The organism is Methanothermobacter sp. (assembly GCA_030055615.1).
GTDB lineage: Archaea > Methanobacteriota > Methanobacteria > Methanobacteriales > DSM-23052 > Methanothermobacter_A.
Genome location: JASFYN010000001.1, coordinates 155,219 through 172,114, shown reverse-complemented (window position 1 = coordinate 172,114; position 16,896 = coordinate 155,219). Strand labels below are relative to the sequence as shown.

Here is a 16,896-nt window from a genome sequence, read left to right as displayed (position 1 = left end):
TACAAAAATTATTTTAGGGTGATCTAATGGATAAAGTTGTCCTTGCATTTAGTGGAGGCCTTGACACATCAGTATGTATCAAGTTACTCGAGGAAAAATATAACATGGAGGTTATCACGGCATGTGTAGATGTGGGACAACCACGTGAAGAAATCGAAAGACCAGCCCAAGTCTCCAAGGAACTAGGCAATTATAAACATTATACAATAGATGCCAAGGGAGAATTCGCAGAAGATTACATTTTCAGGGCCATAAAAGCTAACGCATCATATGAAGGCTACCCGTTAAGCACGGCTCTTGCAAGGCCACTTATAGCCACTAAGATAGTTGAAGTTGCCGAGGAGGAAGGAGCATCTGCAATAGCCCATGGTTGCACTGGCAAAGGGAATGACCAGTTCAGATTCGAGGCCATTATAAGATCCATGTGTGATTGTGACGTTATTGCACCTATAAGAGATCTTAACCTTACAAGATCCGAGGAAATAGAGTATGCCAATTCCTGTGGAATACCATTACCACCAAAGAAACAATATAGTATAGATGAAAATTTATGGGGAAGGGCCATTGAAGGGGACATTCTAGAAGATCCTATGATGGAACCCCCAGAGGATGCCTTTAGTTGGACAAGAGCACCAGATGAAGCACCAGATAATCCTGAGACGATTCAGATAGGATTCAAGGATGGAGTCCCCTACGAGATTAATGGAGAGAAAATGGAACCTGTTGAACTTATAAAGAAGGTTAATTTTATCGCGGGAAAACATGGGATCGGCCGAGTAGACATAATGGAGGATCGTATCATAGGAATGAAAAGCCGTGAAGTCTATGAGACACCAGCTGCCCTTCTCCTAATAGAAGCTCACAAGGCCCTTGAACAGTTAACACTAACTAGGAACGAGCTTAAATTCGCAGATATGATAAGCGGCATTTATTCAGAACTAGTATATAATGGTTTGTGGCATGAACCCCTTAGGGAGGATCTTGACAAGGCCATTGACCATATGCAACGTCGCGTCACAGGCAAAGTTAATGTGAAACTACATAAGGGTAATATGAGAATCATAGGAAGAGAATCGCCCTACAGTTTGTATAATGAAAAGATTGTCTCATTTGAGGATAAAAGCTTTGATCAGCGGGAAATGAAAGGTATGGTTAAAAATTATGGGTTACAGGCTAGGTTATATCAGAAGTTGTGGAGGGAATAGACATGGCCTTGGGGATGAAATTGATCATCTCAGAGGCCGTGAAACCATAACCATATTCTTTTTCAGCCATTTCCCCTGCTCTACCGTTTATGAACGCTGCCAGTGCAGCTGCATCCATTGGCGTTAATCCTTGGGCCCATAGAGATGCTGCGATACCCGCAAGACAATCTCCGGTACCTCCTACTGTCATCCCTGGAGTCCCTGTTCTATTTAATCGCACTTTTTCACCATGGAATATCATGTCAATCGGCCCTTTTAATAATACAAGGCCTTTTATATTATTTGCTATTGAATGATAGGCTGTGACTTTCTCTTTAAAGTCTTCGATGATAATTGGAGACTTTAGTGAAAAGAATTCTCGAAATTCTCCCTCATGTGGTGTTAAGATAAGATTAGGGTAATCTTTGATGGTGTCTTTTTTTATTAGTTTTAATCCGTCAGCATCTATTACAAGGGGTTTTTCCATTTTCATGATTTCCTGGACGAGGAGGTTGAACGCCTCTGATGTATCGGGTTCTAAACCTCCCCCACAGCCTATTAGGATGCAATCAGCCCTTTTTGCCATTTTAAGTGCTTCTTTTAATATTTTGGTGTTGATGTGATCTCCTGGGAATCCTTTGACGATGAGATCTGGTGAATATGATTTGATAGGGAACATGGCGGACTCTGGGCATGCAATTGTCACAACATCTGCGCCGGCTTTGAGAGCGGCTAAACCTGCAAGTGCAGGAGCCCCTGCATATTCAGAACTTCCTCCTATTATCAGTATTCTACCATTTTCTCCTTTATGACTTGAACCTTTCCTCTTGGGTAATCTCAGAAGGTCTCCTGGTCCGGTGAATAATTCACAAATGATAGGTATCCCAATATCAGATACTATTATCTCTCCTGTGAAAGTCGGATCTGCCATTTTTAAGCCATCTTTCATCCTATGGAATGTCACAGTATAATCTGCTTCAACTGCAACATCCAACACTTCCCCTGTTTCGGGTTCAACGCCACTCGGGATGTCTACAGCGACTTTAAGTGCTTCAGATTTGTTTATGAGTTTTATGGCTGATCTTATAGGTTCTCTTAACCGCCCTTTTATGCCTGTACCAAGGATAGCGTCAACTATCACAGCACTATATAGTGTTTCAAGTTGGGATGAATCCTCAATTATCTTAAGCTCTAAAGGTACCGGAGAAATCCTCATCTTCTCTAGAACTTCCCAGTTTTTTTTAGCTTCTTTTGATCTTATCTTTGAAGGGTGGGCTAATAATATAACCTCGACTGTAAAGCCCATGTTTAAAAGGTGTCGTGCGGCCACAAAACCATCACCCCCATTACCCCCCGTACCTGCAAAGATTGTTACACGTCCATTATCTACCATCTTATTTATCTGCCGGGCAATAGCCTTTCCAGCATTCTCCATTAATGAAAGCCGGGGGATCCCAAGATATTCTGCATTTAAATCCACGACCATCATATCAATAGGCCTCATATTTATCAACATCCCAAAAAGGGTTATATTCATTAATAATGATATAATAGTCCTAGAGAGGATTAAGTTTTTCCATTTGAGGTTTTGTCCCATGCCCACACAAGAACCTAGGATTTCACAATGGGAATCTGCTGTCGAATATATACAGGCCGTACCAACGTCCATATTCTATTATGGGATATTAGCACTCATAATATTACTCATATATGGTATCATAGGTTCTATTTTTATTATGGGCCTCAACTTCTATGATGCAATCTATTTTACTATAGTCACCCTCGCAACTGTAGGCTACGGAGACATCGTACCCCATACAATTGGGCAGAAACTTTTTAGCGTGACCCTTGCACTTGGTGGTGTAGGCCTTATAGCATACGTTTTTAGCGTTGGTGTGGCGGTGGTTGCCATGACATTAGAAGAAACAATTTCGGGTGCAAAGATCCGTAGGATTATGAAGGCTATGGAAAACCATTTTATATTATGTGGTTTTGGCAGGGTTGGATCAGCCACATTTAAAGAATTGAAAAAGAGAAACCATAAAGTTATCATAATCGAAAAGGATAGGACGCTCGTTGAAAAAGAATTATGGGAGGATCCTAACATCCTCGCGATCCCAGGTGATGCCACAGATGAAGAACTATTAAAAGATGCTGGCATTAAGAGGGCGAGGAGCATCATCATAACAACTGGTGATGATGTGGATAATCTCTTTATTACACTCACATCAAGGGAGCTCAACCCTGATGTATGGATAGTTACAAGAGCAAGTAAAAAAGAAAACATAAAGAGATTATACAGGGCCGGGGCTAATCGTGTCATCTCCCCAGAGGTAAGTGGAGGGGAAGACATTTATTTCGCGGCCATGGAACCTACAATGGCAAAGATAACCGTAAAACATGAAGTCAAAGACATAGAAAAGGAAACAGAGATCATAATAAGGAACGGTTGCACCATCGAAGACATAGAATATCATCTTCCAGAATTTAAAAGGCCCCTCATACGGAAAGTTGAAGTTTCAGAAAGAAGACAATTAGAAAAATTCCTAAAGAGTCTGGAAGAGGATGCTCATCGAAGAAGATCCCTTGAGAGGATCTATGAGTCCGTGAGTGGCATACACTCCCATTGGATTTCAGGACCTGATAAAAAGGCCCTAGAAAAAGTGGTTGAAGAATTAGAAGAGGAAGGATTACTCTTAGGCGTGAACCTTTCAGAGGATGAAATAAAAGAAGTAGCACGTAAACATGGCCGCCTTGTGGAGGTCATAATAAAACCAGAAATGACAATAGTAGAAAACCATGGCGTGGAAGATATAAAAAAAGAAGCGGAGATCATAATAGATAATGGTTGCACCCTCGAAGACATAGAATATTATCTACCAGGTTTCAGAGAACCATTAAAACGAGAAATACACGTAGATAACATAGAAGACGTGGAAAGATTCGTTGAAGCTTTGAAAAAGAATCCTTCAAAGTATGAGGCCCTTGACAGACTTTACACACTCTCGGGTGGGGGTGTGCACAGTCACCGTGTTTCAGGGCCTGATACAAAAAGCCTTGAAAAGGTGGAAGATGAACTCAAAGGGCGTGGATTCCTTTTAGGTGTTAATCTCAGTCAAAAGGAAATAAAGGATCTGATCCAAAGATCTGGTAGGGTTGCTCAGATCCTAGTAAAACATGATGTTGGAGCTGTTGATGACAAAAGGATAATAGTGGAAAATGGTGGCAGGATACTTGACTCATCCCATTATCTCCCTGGGGTAAGGCAAATTTTAACAAGGAAACTGAACATTAAAAATTTTGAAGATCTTATAAATTGTGAAAAGGAACTTGAAAATCCAGATGCTAGAAGATCACTCACAGCACTTTATAAGATATCCCGCAATATACACTCACATACAGTGGCAGCCCCGGATGTGAAGATCATTAAAAAAATAGAAACTGAATTAAAAAAGAAGGGTCTGCTTTTAGGTGTGAATCTTTCAGAGGATGAGGTATGGGATATTATAGAAAAAGAAATGGTTGAAAAATTTTGTATAGACTAGAATAGTTCATGGAGTTTTATCTGATAGGCTCCAAGTTTTCCACCATAGTTCCCTGCGCTGATCTTCTTGACACCTGGCACTTTACAGGCTGCTTCTATACCAGCCCTTGTAGCCTCCTTCACAGCTTTTTCGTCGACACCATCAATGACTATTTCATAAACTCCGTTTACATCTTCTGGTATCTGGCTTCCCTCAACTTCATCCTTTAATGTGACGCACATTTTCTCATTTGTGGACGCGTCAAGGAACTTATACTTGTTAGCCCCTACCTTGGACCCTGAAGCAACTACTCCACCAGGGAATGGTGTTATAACACCACTAACAGCCTCTATTGCATCAACCGCTGCCTGGGCTGCTAAAAGCGCCGATCCTTGGCTATCGCCTAATATGAAGAAATTTCCACCAGCAACACCATCCTTTATCCCCAGGTCGCTTTCGATTAAGAAATCGCCGGACATTATAGGGATGGAATGGACTTTCCTGCCAGCTATTTCAAGATCCTTCTCATAACCGTCCCCAAAGAATTTTAATTTGAATCCGACATTCAATTTTTCATCAGGATCCTCCAACGCATCGAATACCGCAGTCGTTGGTGCTGTGAGTATGCCCATCCCTATCCTCTCAAGTAGTTCATGGTCTAGACCCTTTTTTGTGGGATTGCATATCATTATAGTGTATCCTGGTCTTCCATCAGGTGTCTCCTCTGGTGGTACATATGAATCTATACCCGCCTCGGCTGAACATCCTATGACAGATGTTCCATAGCCTGTTGCCTCCGTCGCGGCTATCTTTGCAAGTTTCTTGGTTGCTGCTGTGACAAGAACCCTTGAAACTTTAATATCGAAGGCTTCTGCAAATGTGTCCTCTATCTCGACCCCATTTATTTCCATAATATATCACCCACTTCTAGTATTATATAGACACATAATAGTACTTTCCCTTTTATAATTTTTCTGATAATTTTTTCACCACTGGCGCCCCGAAGTAAGGTAAACATGCAACCCCGAGGATAGATGTCATCCAGAATGAAATTAAACGTTCAACTACAGTTACAACCGCACTTATAGATGGTGAAATACCAGCTGCAGAATATAATATTATCATCATGCCCTCAATGGCCCCTAAGCCACCTGGAAGCAATGGGATCATCCCAATCAATGTTGCTACAATGAATACCTCTGCTATTACTATTAGTGTAACATTAGCCCCAAACGCGCAAAATATAAAGTAAACCCTTAGAATTTCCAGAAGCCAAAGCAGGAACGATAATGGTATACCATAAATGAATATTTGCTTATTCTTTAACATGACCCGCATGGAATCCTGGAATTCTATGATGGCATTTTTTATTTTAAAACTCCACTTTTCATAACCCCTTTTATAGAAAAATTTTAAAATGTTAGTTATCCAATTTGTGAATTTTTCACCAGCTTCGTTATCAACCGAAACATACAATGCCAACACAAATACTATTAATATGATAATAACAGCCACTATAAGTGATATTATCCAGATTGGGGAGAGATCGAAGTATAATATCATTGATACTATTGTGATGATTGCCAATATTATGAATGGGAACGTGTCAAGTCCTCTATCTGCTATTACTGTGGCGAGTGCAGATTCTATTGGTGTGCTGGAATACTTTCCTAGGATATAGGCTCTTACAGGTTCTCCACCACCCCTTGCACTGGGTGTTAAATTGTTTATTGCCATGCCCACAAGTAACATTGGGAGAAGATGTCGCTTCCTGATGTTAATACCAACCGCTCGAGTGGCTATCGACCATCTAAGGGTGAAAAGGCCAAAAGTTACAAAGTGTATAATCACCGCTAATAAGAGATAGAATGGGTCTGCTCTCTCAAGGTCCTTGGCGATGTCTGCAGGCCCTATAAGGTATATCATTAGGGCTATGATAGCAACCCCTACCAAGAGTAAAAGCAGACCCTTATGTTTCATTTTTATCATAACTCGACTAATTCATGGCTTAGATCATCCAAGTCCAAGAGTATGAATGTTTTTTTCCCTGAGACATAACCACATAATTCTCCAGGGTTTATTATCAGAGATCCTTTTTCTTCAACGCTATTTTGGTGGCTGTGACCCCTCACCACTACATCATATTTTCCGCATCTTGCAAGACAATCAACTAATTCTTCTTGGTGGCCGTGGATCATTGCTATACTCACACCATCAACTTCCACAACCTTAAACTCTTTCAAATCGCATATATTAGAATACGCAGCTCTTAAACCGTCTCTTTCGCCGTCATTGTTCCCGAATATAGCTTCAAATGGCATTTTAAGTTCATTAAAGTCCTTGGCAGTGAAAGGTGATATAAGGTCTCCTGCATGTAATACCATATCCACCCTTTCGCGGTTTAGGAAATCTACGGCTTCCTTTATAACTGGGATGTTATCATGTGAATCAGCCATTATAGCAATCATGTGCCCTCACCATAATAAATGTTAGTGACCATAACTTTATATACTATAAAATAAAACTTTTTATAAGGTAGGGTTTGAGCAAAAATGATCCTAATTTTTTTTTATGAGGATTAGGATTTTGCAATAACCCCACTATATCATAGGATGTGATGAATTGTTCGGAGATTATAGGAAAGAGAGTTACTCTGCACCTGTTAATGTTGGTGAAGAGTACGAGGTTAAAATAGAGGACCTAGGCCGGGACGGTGACGGAATCGCCCGCGTCGAAGGTTTCGTGATATTCGTCCCTGGTGCGAAGATCGGTGACGAAGTTAAAATAAGGATCAGCGCAACCAGGAGAAAATTCGCATTCGCAGAATTAGTAGAAGAATAATTTAATCTCACCCTTTTTAATATTTTTCCATAAAATTTTATTTTCTTTTTGAAAAAAATTTATATATACTTGTGCGTATCTCTCATATGATGAGATATGTTAGAAAACGAGATTTTCTGATTGTTGGAAATTTCCTTGGGACAATAATGCAAGCCATAGGTTTGATCGTATTATTACCTATAATAGTCGCAACCATATACAATGAGGGAAATTACCCTAGTTTTATTCTTCCCTCGTTCTTATCAATAGCTATGGGGACTCTGATTAAAACTATACTCAAGGATTATTTTGTCAGCGAGGATGTGATAAAGTTAAAGCATGGGATGATGATAGCATCCCTTGGATGGCTTTGGGCAACATTTATAAGCACGTTAATATTCCTACTCTTTTTAAACATTGATGTCACAAACGCCGCATTCGAAAGCATGTCATCATGGACTGGTACAGGACTTACAATATTTTCAGATGTCGAATCACTCCCCAAATCAATATTATTTTTAAGGAGCTTACAGCAGTGGATAGGCGGATTAGGGGTGATTATAGTAGTTATCGGCGTGTTAATAAGGCCCGGAACCGCCGCGTCAAGACTTTACAAATCCGAAGCTCGGGATGAGCGAATCAAGCCAAGTATAGTGAATACCGTTAAGATAATCTGGTGGATTTACATAACCTACACCCTTATTGGTATAACATTATATTGTATTGCTGGAATGCCATTATTCGACGCTATAAACAACACCCTCACTAATTTATCCACCGGGGGAATGTCAGTTAAAAATAATAATATAGGCTCCTATCACAACAACCTTATATATGCCATAACAATCCTATTAATGATCCTTGGAGGTACTAGTTTCATAGTCCACTACCATATACTAAAAGGAAATATAAAGCAAGCCCTCAAAGATGTTCAACTCCAAGCCACAATCATCATAATATTGATATTTTCAAGTCTTACAATCTTTCTTGGGAAAATACCATCAAATCAGGCCATATTCCATGTCGTATCAGCTTTAAGTTGTACAGGTTCAAGCATAGCCCCATCAAATGTTATGATAGTATGGCCCCCATATGTAAAGGTGATTCTAATTGCTTGTATGATAATGGGAATGGCTGCAGGTTCAACTACAGGAGCCATTAAACTCATAAGAGTGATAACAATTATTAAAGGAATCTACTGGGAGATAATCAAGATACTCGCACCTGAAGGTTCAGTCATCCCCCGGGAAATATCAGGCAAGAGTATAGGCGATGTAGAGATAAAAGAAGCCGGATCCTATCTAAACCTTTATCTTGGCTTCATGTTTATAAGCTGGTCAATCCTAGTATTATATGGGTATGAACCATTAAATTCACTTTTTGAAGTTGCCTCTGCACAGGGAAACGTAGGACTCAGTATGGGCATAACATCCGCCACGCTCCCCACAATCCCCAAAGTAGCCCTAATATTTAATATGTGGATCGGCAGACTAGAGATCATACCCATACTCGTCCTAATCAGAAGCATAATAGAAGCCTTTAAAAGATAAAAGTTTATTAATAATAAACTTAAACCTTTGAAATGAAAAATTTATTTCTCAGGTGTAGATATGTATGTTGTTATAATGGGTGGTGGAAGGGTAGGACTAACACTCGCAAGTTTCCTAATATCGGATGGACATGATGTAACGCTCATAGAAAGTGATGAATCATTATGTGCCGATGCCGCTGTTGAACTTGACGCCCTCGTAATCTGCGGTAACGGTACAGATACGAAAACCCTCGAAGAGGCTAACATAAAAGATGCTGATGTCTTTGTTGCGGCCACAGGAAACGATGAAGCTAACCTCTTAAGTTGCATACTCGCAAGAGAGTACAATGTCCCCAAGATCATTGCAAGGGTTAGTAACCCAGATCATGAAGACGCATTCCACAAGGTAGGCATTAAATACGTTATAAGCCCTGAGAGGACCGCAGCAGGATACCTTGAAAAACTCATAACCAGGCCCAAAGTGGCTGATCTTATAGTTCTTGGTCATGGGGATGCTGAAATCCTTGACATGACCGTGAAAAACCATGAAGTAGTCGGCAAAAGGATAGGGGATATTTCACCCACAGAAGAGTATATAATAATAGCAATTCATACCAATGGTGAAATTAAAATACCCCAACCAGACATGATATTAGAAGAAAATACCAAGATATCTGTCCTCGTGAAGATGGAAGCGGTCCAGAAAGTTACTAATCTCTTCGCAGGCTAAAATAGTATATTATATGCTAGTTCTAGGTGCTTGTTCCCATCCTCTACCCAGGGTCCGTGTCCTGGGAGGAGATACTTAACATCTAATTTTATGAGTTTTTTGAGGGATTTTTTCATTTCCTTGATGCTTCCACCAATGTCAACCCTGCCAAAACCACCATATGCAAATATGGTGTCACCAGAGATGAGAGTTTCCCCATCATAGAGGCATATGCTGCCCCTGGTGTGACCTGGCGTATGTATAATTTCAAAGTCTCCTATATTGTCTCCTTCCTCGAATTTCAAGTCCACTTTCATTGGTTCGATTGAAGCTCCGAACAAATATGCCGCTGTAGCTATACTGTCACCTTCTTCGAGTGGGGGGGCATCCATTCTATGTATGGCTATATCAGCATTTGGGAATAGTCTATTGCCCCCTGTATGATCGAAATGGCAGTGCGTATTTATAACCAATCTTATATCAGCTGGGCTGATATTAACTTTTTTTAAAGCTGATAATAGATGATTTTTATTGAGTCCTGTTCCTGTGTCAATTATAATATCATCGAGGATGTAACTGTTACAATCATGAATTGAACCCTCTATAAAAATAATATCCTTTATTCTCTGGATCAAAGTAATCAACCCTAAAAAAGGATGAATTAATGATGGGGTCACTGGGATTTGAACCCAGATCCTAGGATTTCTCTTGCCTCAGCACTCCAGTTGTTCATCATCTAAAATTGTCAGGAGCGCGCTTTCTTCAAAGACAACTGGAGTCCTAGATGCTAGCCTGGTTACACCATGACCCCCTATCAGTATAAGGAAAAAATTTTTGGAAGCCAAGGGTGAGATTTGAACTCACGTATAGTGGATCTGCAGTCCACCGCCTCACCAGACTAGGCTACCTTGGCTAAGATCCCCCCATTAGTTGCCTTCAATGTGGGGACAATTCATACTATCATTGGTAATCTTATAAATATTTTTCGCCCACCCACCTGGGGGTTCTACTCGAGATAATATGTTGGATTATCTAAAATTTGATTTGTTTTTCCTTACCAATAACCTCATAGATGTCTAATCCTTTCTCAAGTGCAAGTTTGAGGTCTATCTTATAATTTTTCTGTGGTGTTATTTCAAGATCATCTAAGGGTAAGAAAAACCATTTTTTATACTTGAACTTGATTCCAATGTATGGTTCAGCTCCAAACATTTTTGAGAATTTGCGCAAACCTTCCACCCTTTCAGATGCAATATAAATTTTGTCCTTGGATGTCGTTTTCACTTCGATTGCAAGGTATCTCTCTCCATTACCTGCTATTACATCAGGTAATGGTTTTTTAGTCGCCCCCCCAGAGGCTGGTGCTCTTATAGCGGCGAAATTGTTATCCCATAGCATTCTAACAAGATCTATCTCCTCTTTATAACCCTTTTTCGCCATCTGAAACCCCAAAAAAGCCATGATAAATGATATGATGAGAATGGGGCCGGGGCCGAGATTTGAACCCGAGTCGCGGGATCCACAGTCCCGAAGGATAACCAACTACCCCACCCCGGCTCTAGTTACCTCCCTTTTTGACAGTGCGGGGGCAGGGATTCGAACCCTGGTAGGCCTACGCCAACAGGTCCTAAGCCTGTCCCCTTTGGCCAGCTCGGGCACCCCCGCAATCCTAAAATAGGAAAAGGATAAAACAATTAGTAGGATTTTTGATGCTCCGGCCGGGATTTGAACCCGAGTCTTCGGCTCGAAAGGCCGAAATGATTGGCCGGACTACACTACCGGAGCATGGATGGGCCCAATGGGATTCGAACCCATGACCGCCCGGTTATGAGCCGGGCGCTCTACCTGGCTAAGCTATGGGCCCGTGACGCCGCCGACAGGACTCGAACCTGTGACCATTCGGTTAACAGCCGAACGCTCTACCTACTGAGCTACGGCGGCAGATTAAAATCTTTCAATTGAAGGGTCCACTAAAATTATAATATGCTCACCTAACGAGAGTGATATTCCAGCGTAGGATTAGTTTTATAATTATAATATATAAAATTTTTGGTAAAGTAGATTATCACATTGCAAACTTAGAATATGGGTTGGTCCTGTTTTCTATAAGCCTAGGAATGCTTTTATATTAATAGTTATGAGTAATGTTATGATTATCAGTGGAAGAATCGATGCTTTTTTCTCGGTGGCTGATAACAAGTATAGTATTGAAAATGCTGCTGCTAACCATAATGCTATTGGAGGTGCTATTACCCTTAAAATCCCATATGATATTAAGAATATAAAAGCTGCTATTATAGCCACGTCCCATTCAAAGGAGGTTTTAACAGCCTCTCCCATGGAACGAATAGGTTCTCCCGGTAAATGGTGACTTGTAGGCTTCTTTTCGATTGCTGGTAATCTGTTCCCGCATTTTTTACAAAAGATGGCATTTTCACTGTTTTTTTCACCACAATATGGACAATAAACCATAAAGAATCATCCCAATAAAATTTTTAACAATAGTATTATAGTCTAAGATTATAAAATATTTTTTTTGAGGTGAAAGTTTAACATGGACATTATCAAGTACCTAGAAAATCAAAAGATACTCAAATTACTCGAAAAGGCTAACAAGATCACCCTTAGCAAACATGGGGATACTATAACACTTGAAAGAGCTATATTCCTTTCTTGGTGGTGTGAAATGGGGGACTGCGCGTTCTGTTATATGAGCACGCAAAAACCCCTCATAAAAGACCCTAGGAAAGCAAGAAGAAATGTTAATGCGATACTCGCCGAGGCAGAAATATGCAAACGCATAGGATGGAACATCGAATTCCTTTCAGGAGGCTACAAATCATTCACTACCACTGAGATAAAAAATATTGCCAAATCAATAAAAGATATAACAGGATCCCCAGTTTGGCTCAACATAGGCATAACAAAAGACCTAGAAGAATATGGAGACGAAATTGAAGGTATAACAGGGGCCATAGAAACAGCCAACCCCAAATTACAAGAAAAGTTATGTCCAAGTAAACCCATAAACCAAATAATAGAAATGCTAGAACTGGCAGAAGAACTAGGATTTAAAAAGGCTATCACAATAGTACTTGGCATTGGAGAAACCATCAAAGATTTGGAACACCTTTTCAAGCTCATAGATAACCTAAAATTGGATCGGATAATATTTTATTCACTCAACCCACACAAAGGCACAATATTTGAGGACACACCACAACCACCCTCATTGTATTATGCTGGTATAGTCGCCGCCACAAGAATAAAATTCCCCAAACTTAAAATAATCACAGGCACCTGGATTGACAATCTGGCCAACATAGGACCATTAATACTCGCAGGAGCCAATGGACTTACAAAATTCCCACTATTTAAAATGTTCGGGACAAGATACGGTAAAAGGGTTGAAGAAGAAGTGAAATGGAGCGGTAGAAAACTTAAAGGCACATTCACAGACCATCAAAAGCTCCTTAAAGGGGAAGCAGATGAAAAATTAGAACCTTTTATAAAAAGATATATTGATATGTGCTTAAAAAAATCATATACACTAACCCAATGATCCTTACACTGATAAAATGGGGGAATAACCATTAAGATGAAATGCGGCCTCGAAATTCACGTTCAACTCGAAACAGAATCTAAACTGTTCTGTGATTGTCCAACAAATTACCAAGAAGTATCAGCAAATGAAAACATTTGCCCAGTATGCTTAAACCAGCCAGGGGCCAAACCATATCCACCAAATGAAAAAGCAATCGAAGGGACTATTAAAATCGCCCTCATGTTAGACTGTAAAATAAACCCAGAAACAACATACTTCCTACGTAAACATTACGACTACCCAGACCTCCCATCAGGTTACCAGCGCACTTCAATCCCCATAGGCTACAATGGTGAATTAAACAATGTCAGAATAAGAGAAGTTCACCTAGAAGAAGATCCGGGACAATACAAACCAGACCTAGGAGTAGTAGACTTCAACCGTTCAGGGATACCACTCATCGAAATAGTAACAGAACCAGACATAAAATCGCCAGAAGAAGCCAGAAATTTCCTTAAAGAACTAATAAGAGTACTAGAGTATAGCAAATGTGCGAGGGGCGAGGGTACCATGAGAGCCGACGTAAACATATCCCTAGAAGGGGGTAAACGCGTTGAAATAAAAAACATAAATTCCATCAAGGGAGCATACAAAGCCCTGAAATTTGAAATGATAAGACAAAAGAACCTCCTAAAGAGAGGAGTCGAAGTTAAACAGGAAACAAGAGCATTCCTAGAATCTCAAATGATCACAGTCCCCATGAGACTCAAAGAAGAAGCAGAAGATTACCGTTATATACCAGACCCAGACCTCCCACCCATGAAATTCCAAGAAAAATTACTGGAAAAAATAAAAGAAACAATCCCAGAACCCCCACACATAAAAGTTAAACGTTTCATGAAAGAATACAACCTAAAAGAAGAACACGCCAGAGTCCTCACATCAGAAATAGAATTAGCAGACGCATTCGAGGAAGTGGCTAAAGAGATAGACCCAGAATTCGCGGCCTTATGGATGAGGGATGAAGTAAAAAGAGTACTCTACTATAATAAGATGAGCTTCAAAGAAAGTAAAATAACAGCCCAGAACCTTATAGAATTACTCAAAATGATAAAAAACAAGGAAATCACAGTAAAAGCAGGTCAAAGGATAATAGAAAAAATGCCACACACAAGGAAAAATCCCCGCAAAATAGCAGAAGAACTCGGACTAATCGGGATAATAGACGAAGCAGATATCATAAAAGCCGTTGAAAAGGCCATAAAAGAGAACCCACAGGCCGTTAAAGACTACTATGATGGTAAGGAAGCCGCGATCAACTTCCTCGTTGGACAAGTAATGAGATTAACACGGGGAAAAGCTGATCCCACAAGGACACTCCAACTCATAAAAGAAAGAATTTGAGAGGGGCCACATAAAATGGCCAGGAAGGTCATAGATTTGATGATATGGCACCCAAAAGGTGATATCAAAAAATGTAAGATAAGTTACCTTCACAGAGGCGCCCATAAAAACTTGAAAACTATTAAAGGCACTGATATAAAGAAACTTGAAAAGGGATTCTTGATCCTTAAAAAAGGAACAGCCATACCATATCACAGGATAGTGAAAATAGAATGCGGAGACAAACTAATATGGAAAAAATGTGGAAAGGGATAACATGGGCAAGAAAGCACTAGTAAAAGATTACATGACAAGAGAAGTTATTTCAGTAACTCCTGACACTTCAACTGCTGAAATAATCAGGTTAATGAAAGAAACAGGACATGATGGGTTTCCGGTGAGAGATAATGATAGTGTTATCGGCATTATAACAGCATTCGACCTTCTAATAAAACCTTGGGTGAAAACCGTCAAGGAGATAATGTCCACTGATGTGGTGGTAGCAGACCAGGACATGTCATTAAATGATGCCGCTAGAGTAATGTTTAGAATGGGAATATCACGCCTCCCCGTTATTGACAAAAAAGGAAAGCTTGTAGGCATAATTACCAACACAGACATAGTACGTTCCCATATTGAAAGATCAACACCAATGAAGGTCAACTACTTTAAAAAGACACTAGAACAGCTCTACAATGTTAAACCAGAAGTTAAACGGATGAAAATCCCAATATCAAAGCTCAGGCCCACACAGAGTAAAATATACGCTGATGAACTCGAAGGAAGAATATACGAGATCAAAAAGGGACTCGCAGAACCCACAATAGTCGTTAAAACAGGAGATCGTTACATTCTAGTTGATGGGCACCATAGAGCTGTGGCATCACATAAACTAGGCTATAAAGAAATAGACTCTTATGTAATAGACATGAAAAAAGACCTCAAACTTGGAATGGAAAAAACTGCAGATATTAACAAGATATACACCCTAGACGATATTGAAATAATCGATGACGCCCAACATCCCCTCATAGCCATCACAACAAGTATGAAAAAAGCAAAATCGAGGAAAAAAGATGAAAAATGATATATTAAGAGAAATTTACATGGTTCTTGAAACACGCAGAGACAAACCAATAAATTCATACACATCCAATCTAATGAAAAACGATAACAAAACTGGAGAGGATAAAATACTTGAAAAGATTGGGGAAGAGGCAACAGAACTTATAATAGCATCAAAAAATGATGAAAACGTCCTAGAAGAGGCCGTAGACCTCCTATTTCACACCTTTTTACTCCTAGTTTATAAAGGTATAAAATTTGATGAAATCCTCGATGAATTTTCAAGAAGGAGAAAACCCCAATAATTATTCAAATGCTCTTATAATTTTTATTGCCAAGGCTGCTGCTCCAAAACCATTATCAATATTCACAACTCCAATACCTGGCGTGCAAGATTGCAACATTGAATAAAGGGCTGCGAACCCACCTTCACCCACACCATATCCAATGGAAGTTGGTACTCCAATAACAGGCACATCCACTAGACCAGCAACGACTGATGGTAGGGCACCTTCCATCCCAGCCACCACAATTATAATCTTAACATCAGCTTCTAGCATATCATACAAAGGTTGTACAAGCCTATGAATCCCAGCAACACCAACATCATAAGCTCTGATAACCTGACAACCATACTCCTCCAAGATAATTCTAGCTTCTTCTGCAACAGGTATATCAGCAGTACCAGCAGTTATTATACCTACCCTAGAATCTAGAGAAGTTCTGTCATCACCCTTCACAACGAGAATATGAGCCCTCTTATTATACTTGATCGAAAATCCCTTCTCTTCAAGCGAGGTTATCTTTTCCCGGATATTCTCGAATCTCTCAGGACTGAGGCGTGTTACGATCATAGGATCTGTTGGAGAAGACAAAAGGATCTGCACAATATCATCATCACTTTTACCCAATGCTAAAATAGCCTCTGGAAATCCTGTTCTTAATTTTCTCCCAATATCGAACTTAGCCACTTCCCTAATATCCAAAAACTGACTCTTTATAAGCTTTTCAGCCTCCTCAATTGAAATCTTACCATCCCTAAGATCTTTAAGTACGGGTCTCACGATGAAGACCACCCCCCAATATGATAATATAATAAAGTCTACAATATACACTTTAAAAAGTAACCGGTGAGG

Annotated in this window: 18 protein-coding genes and 7 tRNA genes; 10 read left to right on the top strand and 15 right to left on the bottom strand. The window is 39.9% G+C overall.

Annotated features, from left to right (window positions below):
- The first annotated feature begins 26 nt into the window (after positions 1-26).
- Positions 27-1,205, top strand: coding sequence for an argininosuccinate synthase (locus QFX38_00990; protein MDI9623447.1), 1,179 nt, complete (start codon positions 27-29; stop codon positions 1,203-1,205).
- Here the strand turns inward: QFX38_00990 and QFX38_00985 are convergent.
- A complete protein-coding gene (locus tag QFX38_00985) occupies positions 1,174-2,688 on the bottom strand; it encodes an NAD(P)H-hydrate dehydratase (protein ID MDI9623446.1) in 1,515 nt (504 codons plus the stop codon). The two genes, QFX38_00990 and QFX38_00985, sit on opposite strands and share 32 nt — an antisense overlap.
- Before the next feature lie 91 nt (positions 2,689-2,779).
- Here QFX38_00985 and QFX38_00980 point away from each other — a divergent pair, with 91 nt between their 5' ends.
- Positions 2,780-4,729 carry a 3H domain-containing protein gene (locus QFX38_00980; protein ID MDI9623445.1) on the top strand — a complete coding sequence of 650 codons (1,950 nt, stop codon included), beginning with the start codon at positions 2,780-2,782 and terminating at the stop codon, positions 4,727-4,729.
- Here the strand turns inward: QFX38_00980 and fhcD are convergent.
- The 3 genes from fhcD to QFX38_00965 are packed head-to-tail and all read right to left on the bottom strand — an operon-like array spanning position 4,726 to position 7,176.
- On the bottom strand, positions 4,726-5,619 hold the full coding sequence (gene fhcD, locus QFX38_00975; GenBank protein MDI9623444.1) for a formylmethanofuran--tetrahydromethanopterin N-formyltransferase: 894 nt from the start codon (positions 5,617-5,619) through the stop codon (positions 4,726-4,728). The two genes, QFX38_00980 and fhcD, sit on opposite strands and share 4 nt — an antisense overlap.
- 52 nt (positions 5,620-5,671) lie before the next feature.
- Positions 5,672-6,688 carry a UPF0104 family protein gene (locus QFX38_00970; GenBank protein ID MDI9623443.1) on the bottom strand — a complete coding sequence of 339 codons (1,017 nt, stop codon included), beginning with the start codon at positions 6,686-6,688 and terminating at the stop codon, positions 5,672-5,674.
- A 5-nt stretch (positions 6,689-6,693) separates the two neighbouring features.
- Positions 6,694-7,176 carry a metallophosphoesterase gene (locus QFX38_00965; GenBank protein MDI9623442.1) on the bottom strand — a complete coding sequence of 161 codons (483 nt, stop codon included), beginning with the start codon at positions 7,174-7,176 and terminating at the stop codon, positions 6,694-6,696.
- Positions 7,177-7,330: 154 nt separating this feature from the next.
- Here QFX38_00965 and QFX38_00960 point away from each other — a divergent pair, with 154 nt between their 5' ends.
- The 3 genes from QFX38_00960 (at position 7,331) to QFX38_00950 (ending at position 9,789) form a co-directional block, all read left to right on the top strand.
- Positions 7,331-7,549, top strand: a complete 219-nt coding sequence (locus tag QFX38_00960; protein MDI9623441.1) for a TRAM domain-containing protein — start codon at positions 7,331-7,333, stop codon at positions 7,547-7,549.
- 86 nt (positions 7,550-7,635) lie between these two features.
- Positions 7,636-9,078 carry a TrkH family potassium uptake protein gene (locus tag QFX38_00955; GenBank protein MDI9623440.1) on the top strand — a complete coding sequence of 481 codons (1,443 nt, stop codon included), beginning with the start codon at positions 7,636-7,638 and terminating at the stop codon, positions 9,076-9,078.
- A 60-nt stretch (positions 9,079-9,138) separates the two neighbouring features.
- On the top strand, positions 9,139-9,789 hold the full coding sequence (locus QFX38_00950) for a TrkA family potassium uptake protein (protein ID MDI9623439.1): 651 nt from the start codon (positions 9,139-9,141) through the stop codon (positions 9,787-9,789).
- Here the strand turns inward: QFX38_00950 and QFX38_00945 are convergent.
- From QFX38_00945 to QFX38_00900, 10 genes are all read right to left on the bottom strand, one after another.
- On the bottom strand, positions 9,786-10,400 hold the full coding sequence (locus QFX38_00945; protein MDI9623438.1) for an MBL fold metallo-hydrolase: 615 nt from the start codon (positions 10,398-10,400) through the stop codon (positions 9,786-9,788). The genes QFX38_00950 and QFX38_00945 overlap by 4 nt on opposite strands.
- Before the next feature lie 36 nt (positions 10,401-10,436).
- Positions 10,437-10,579 (bottom strand) — tRNA-Trp (locus tag QFX38_00940).
- A gap of 28 nt (positions 10,580-10,607) precedes the next feature.
- Positions 10,608-10,681: transfer RNA gene (locus QFX38_00935), tRNA-Cys, on the bottom strand.
- A gap of 119 nt (positions 10,682-10,800) precedes the next feature.
- Entirely contained in the window at positions 10,801-11,208 is a 408-nt protein-coding gene (hjc, locus tag QFX38_00930) for a Holliday junction resolvase Hjc (GenBank protein ID MDI9623437.1), read from the bottom strand.
- Positions 11,209-11,249: 41 nt separating this feature from the next.
- Positions 11,250-11,325 (bottom strand) — tRNA-His (locus tag QFX38_00925).
- A gap of 24 nt (positions 11,326-11,349) precedes the next feature.
- Positions 11,350-11,433 (bottom strand) — tRNA-Leu (locus QFX38_00920).
- A 45-nt stretch (positions 11,434-11,478) separates the two neighbouring features.
- Positions 11,479-11,553: transfer RNA gene (locus QFX38_00915), tRNA-Glu, on the bottom strand.
- A gap of 5 nt (positions 11,554-11,558) precedes the next feature.
- Positions 11,559-11,632: transfer RNA gene (locus tag QFX38_00910), tRNA-Ile, on the bottom strand.
- A 4-nt stretch (positions 11,633-11,636) separates the two neighbouring features.
- Positions 11,637-11,709 (bottom strand) — tRNA-Asn (locus QFX38_00905).
- 162 nt (positions 11,710-11,871) lie between these two features.
- The gene (locus QFX38_00900; GenBank protein MDI9623436.1) at positions 11,872-12,240 is read right to left on the bottom strand and encodes a zinc ribbon domain-containing protein; all 369 of its coding nucleotides are present in this window, start codon (positions 12,238-12,240) and stop codon (positions 11,872-11,874) included.
- 82 nt (positions 12,241-12,322) lie between these two features.
- Between QFX38_00900 and QFX38_00895 the strand changes: the two genes are divergently transcribed.
- The 5 genes from QFX38_00895 to hisE are packed head-to-tail and all read left to right on the top strand — an operon-like array spanning position 12,323 to position 16,065.
- Positions 12,323-13,330: a radical SAM protein gene (locus QFX38_00895; GenBank protein ID MDI9623435.1), complete on the top strand. Its 1,008-nt coding sequence runs from the start codon at positions 12,323-12,325 to the stop codon at positions 13,328-13,330.
- A gap of 36 nt (positions 13,331-13,366) precedes the next feature.
- Entirely contained in the window at positions 13,367-14,716 is a 1,350-nt protein-coding gene (gatB, locus tag QFX38_00890; protein MDI9623434.1) for an Asp-tRNA(Asn)/Glu-tRNA(Gln) amidotransferase subunit GatB, read from the top strand.
- Positions 14,717-14,731: 15 nt separating this feature from the next.
- On the top strand, positions 14,732-14,971 hold the full coding sequence (locus tag QFX38_00885) for a DUF504 domain-containing protein (GenBank protein ID MDI9623433.1): 240 nt from the start codon (positions 14,732-14,734) through the stop codon (positions 14,969-14,971).
- Between the two features lies 1 nt (position 14,972).
- The gene (locus tag QFX38_00880) at positions 14,973-15,782 is read left to right on the top strand and encodes a CBS domain-containing protein (protein MDI9623432.1); all 810 of its coding nucleotides are present in this window, start codon (positions 14,973-14,975) and stop codon (positions 15,780-15,782) included.
- A complete protein-coding gene (gene hisE, locus QFX38_00875; protein ID MDI9623431.1) occupies positions 15,772-16,065 on the top strand; it encodes a phosphoribosyl-ATP diphosphatase in 294 nt (97 codons plus the stop codon). Before QFX38_00880 ends, hisE begins: the two co-directional genes overlap by 11 nt.
- On the opposite strand, the gene larB is transcribed toward hisE, so the two are convergent.
- A complete protein-coding gene (larB, locus tag QFX38_00870) occupies positions 16,066-16,824 on the bottom strand; it encodes a nickel pincer cofactor biosynthesis protein LarB (GenBank protein MDI9623430.1) in 759 nt (252 codons plus the stop codon).
- Between the last annotated feature and the right edge of the window lie 72 nt (positions 16,825-16,896).

Excerpts from the sequence above, each read along its gene's own strand:
- QFX38_00990 (MDI9623447.1), top strand. The coding sequence starts at position 27 with ATGGATAAAGTTGTCCTTGCATTTAGTGGAGGCCTTGACACATCAGTA.
- QFX38_00985 (MDI9623446.1), bottom strand. The coding sequence starts at position 2,688 with ATGAGGCCTATTGATATGATGGTCGTGGATTTAAATGCAGAATATCTT.
- QFX38_00980 (MDI9623445.1), top strand. The coding sequence starts at position 2,780 with ATGCCCACACAAGAACCTAGGATTTCACAATGGGAATCTGCTGTCGAA.
- fhcD (MDI9623444.1), bottom strand. The coding sequence starts at position 5,619 with ATGGAAATAAATGGGGTCGAGATAGAGGACACATTTGCAGAAGCCTTC.
- QFX38_00970 (MDI9623443.1), bottom strand. The coding sequence starts at position 6,688 with ATGAAACATAAGGGTCTGCTTTTACTCTTGGTAGGGGTTGCTATCATA.
- QFX38_00965 (MDI9623442.1), bottom strand. The coding sequence starts at position 7,176 with ATGATTGCTATAATGGCTGATTCACATGATAACATCCCAGTTATAAAG.
- QFX38_00955 (MDI9623440.1), top strand. The coding sequence starts at position 7,636 with ATGATGAGATATGTTAGAAAACGAGATTTTCTGATTGTTGGAAATTTC.
- QFX38_00950 (MDI9623439.1), top strand. The coding sequence starts at position 9,139 with ATGTATGTTGTTATAATGGGTGGTGGAAGGGTAGGACTAACACTCGCA.
- hjc (MDI9623437.1), bottom strand. The coding sequence starts at position 11,208 with ATGGCGAAAAAGGGTTATAAAGAGGAGATAGATCTTGTTAGAATGCTA.
- QFX38_00900 (MDI9623436.1), bottom strand. The coding sequence starts at position 12,240 with ATGGTTTATTGTCCATATTGTGGTGAAAAAAACAGTGAAAATGCCATC.
- QFX38_00895 (MDI9623435.1), top strand. The coding sequence starts at position 12,323 with ATGGACATTATCAAGTACCTAGAAAATCAAAAGATACTCAAATTACTC.
- gatB (MDI9623434.1), top strand. The coding sequence starts at position 13,367 with ATGAAATGCGGCCTCGAAATTCACGTTCAACTCGAAACAGAATCTAAA.
- QFX38_00885 (MDI9623433.1), top strand. The coding sequence starts at position 14,732 with ATGGCCAGGAAGGTCATAGATTTGATGATATGGCACCCAAAAGGTGAT.
- QFX38_00880 (MDI9623432.1), top strand. The coding sequence starts at position 14,973 with ATGGGCAAGAAAGCACTAGTAAAAGATTACATGACAAGAGAAGTTATT.
- hisE (MDI9623431.1), top strand. The coding sequence starts at position 15,772 with ATGAAAAATGATATATTAAGAGAAATTTACATGGTTCTTGAAACACGC.